Origin of the sequence: Trinickia sp., assembly GCF_051961175.1 — a bacterium.
Taxonomy (GTDB): Bacteria; Pseudomonadota; Gammaproteobacteria; order Burkholderiales; family Burkholderiaceae; genus Trinickia.
In genome coordinates this window covers 1-2,534 of sequence record NZ_JBQCDN010000080.1, presented here as the reverse complement: position 1 = coordinate 2,534, position 2,534 = coordinate 1, and the positions used below count along the sequence as shown (strand labels likewise).

At 64.2% G+C, this 2,534-nt stretch carries 3 protein-coding genes; all 3 read right to left on the bottom strand.

Features of this window, described 5'->3' with window-relative positions:
* A partial coding sequence (locus ACTHL0_RS04375) for an ATP-binding cassette domain-containing protein (RefSeq protein ID WP_440565367.1) occupies positions 1-180 on the bottom strand: 180 nt, incomplete at its 3' end.
* Positions 181-238: 58 nt separating this feature from the next.
* A complete protein-coding gene (locus ACTHL0_RS04370; RefSeq protein WP_440565366.1) occupies positions 239-1,498 on the bottom strand; it encodes an efflux RND transporter periplasmic adaptor subunit in 1,260 nt (419 codons plus the stop codon).
* A gap of 65 nt (positions 1,499-1,563) precedes the next feature.
* Positions 1,564-2,534 (bottom strand): efflux transporter outer membrane subunit (locus ACTHL0_RS04365; RefSeq protein ID WP_440565365.1); only part of this gene is annotated, 971 nt, incomplete at its 5' end.

The window sequence follows — 2,534 nt, the reverse complement described above, 5'->3', positions numbered from 1 at the left end:
CGGATGATCGATGCCGCCGATCAGGTTGAGCACCGTCGTCTTGCCCGATCCCGAAGGACCCATGAGCGCGACGAAATCGCCTTCCGACACGTGCAAGTCGAGGTGGTGCAGGACTTCCACCGCCTGCTTGCCGCGCGTGTACGTCTTCACGATGTTCTTGAGGGACACCATGGCAGTCATTTTGTTTCGCTCCTCATCCGATCCCGATTCCCGGCGCATACGCCGCCAGTGCGTCAATCTACGAGTGGTCCACAACCTTGACGTGCGCGCCATCCGACAGCTTCGTCAAATCGCCGACGGCCACGCGCTCGCCCGACGATACACCTGCGATGACGGCCTGCGCATCGCCGCTTCGCGCGCCGAGCTTAACTTCGCGTCGCTCGACCGTGTCGTCGTGCAGGACATACACAATGCCCGTGGCGCCGCCGGCGTTCGCTTGCACGGCGGCGGCCGGCAGCGTGACGCCGCCGGTCGCGTTCGCCGAACCGTTCGTCCCGTTTTGCGGACGGCTCAGGAATGAAACCCGCGCGCCCATTTCAGGCAGGATGCGCGGGTCGCGCGACTTGAAGCCCACGCGCACTTTCACCGTCGCCTTGCTGCGATCGGCCGTCGGTACCACCGCGATGACGTACGCGGGGATCGCCCAGTCGGGATACGCATTCAACTTGAGCGTGGCGGGCTCGCCGGCCTGCACGCGACTAATGAAGTTTTCGCTGACATCAACCTCAACCTCGAGCGAGTCCATATCGACGAGCGTGCAAATACCGCTACGCGTGAAGCCCCCGCCCGCCGATAACGGCGACACGATTTCGCCGGGCTGCGCATTCTTGGTCGTCACGACACCCGTAAACGGCGCGCGCACGATCGTATCGTCGAGATCCCGCTGCGCAATTTCGAGCGCCGCACGGCGCACGGCCAGATTGCCCTGCGCCACCGCCACGTCCGTCTGCCTCGCGTCGAAGGTCGCCTTGCTCTGGTCCAGCGCGGTCGCGCTGATCACGCCAGCGGCCGCCATCTTGCGGTCACGCTCGTAGATCGGCGTGATATCGGTGGCCGCAGCCTTCGCCTGCGCGAGTGTGCTTTCGGCTTGCGTCACGCCCGCCTTCGCTTGCAGCAAAGCGGCGCTCGCATTGCGATCGTCGAGCTTCGCGACGATGTCGCCCTCCTTGACGTGCACGCCTTCCTCGATGAACAACTGCGCAAGCTTGCCGGTGATCTTGGCGGAGACCGTCGCTTGCCGGCGCGCCACCACGTAACCCGATGCATCGAGCACGGAGGTGCCGGCATCAGCACCGGCACCAAGCGCCACCGGTTTGGCCACGGCCGCTTGCACCATCGGCAAGGAGGAATGCAGCAAAAACAGCGCAGCCAACCCGGCCGCAATCAAGAGACCCGACAATCCCGCCGCCCACCACCACCGCCGGGAAGGCGCCGTTTGCGCGGGCCGCTCGTGGCGGTCGATTCGCAACTGCCGCAACAACTCCGATTTGTCCGTCATGTAATCGATTTCCGCGAGTTGAATAGCGTGAATCGCGACGCCGCCCGAGCGCGATGCTCAGTGACTCAATGCGCCGCCGACACCGTTTCGCCTGCCTGCTTCCAATCGCCGCCGAGTGCCAGGAACAACGCCGCCGTATCCTGGTAGCGCGCGGCCAGCGCCTGGACATAGGCAATGCGCGAACGCTCGTACTGCTGCTGCGCGACGAGCCATTCGATGTGACTCGCGCCGCCCATCCCGAAGCGCTGCTCGATCAGATGCAAGCTGTCGGCCGCCGCCGTTTGCGCGCGGTATTGCGCGGCCAGCGTTTGCGCATCGGTGTCGAGCGCGCGCAATGCGTCGGCCACATTCTTGAACGCCAGCAATACGGTTTGCCGATATTGCGCAAGCGATTGATCGTAAGCGGCCACGGCCGCGCGCCGTTTCGCATTCAAGGTGCCGCCTTGAAACAACGGCTGCGTCATGTTGCCCGCCAAAGAAAACACGTTGCTCGAAAAAAGCGAACGAAACGACGCAGCGGAAACGCCAAAGCTTCCCGTCAGACCGAACTGCGGCAGCATGTTCGCCGTGGCGACGCCAATCTGCGCACTCGCTTGATGCAGCAGCGCTTCCGCACGGCGAACGTCGGGCCGTTGCCGTACGACCTCCGACGGCATCATCAGCGGAATATCGAGCGGCAATTGCATCGAAGCGAGATCGAATCGTCCTTCGTCGTATTCGCTCGGCGCTTGGCCGAGATAGACGGCAAGCTGGCTGCGCGCGGCCGAAAGCTGCTGCGCGAGCGGCGGCAACGTGGCCTGCACCGACGCCAAATTCGACTCCGCCGACAAAACATCGGAACGGGCGGAACCACCCAGCTCGAACTGTTGCCGGCTGAGATCGACCTCATGCTGCGCCGATGCAACGAGTTCATGCGTCGCATCAATCTGCGCGCGCAGCGACGCTTCGAGCACGGCCGTCGTCACGACATTCGCGGCAAGGGTTTGGTAGGTGGCCTGCAATTCCTCGCGCTGCGCATCGCGCCCGGCTTCTTGCG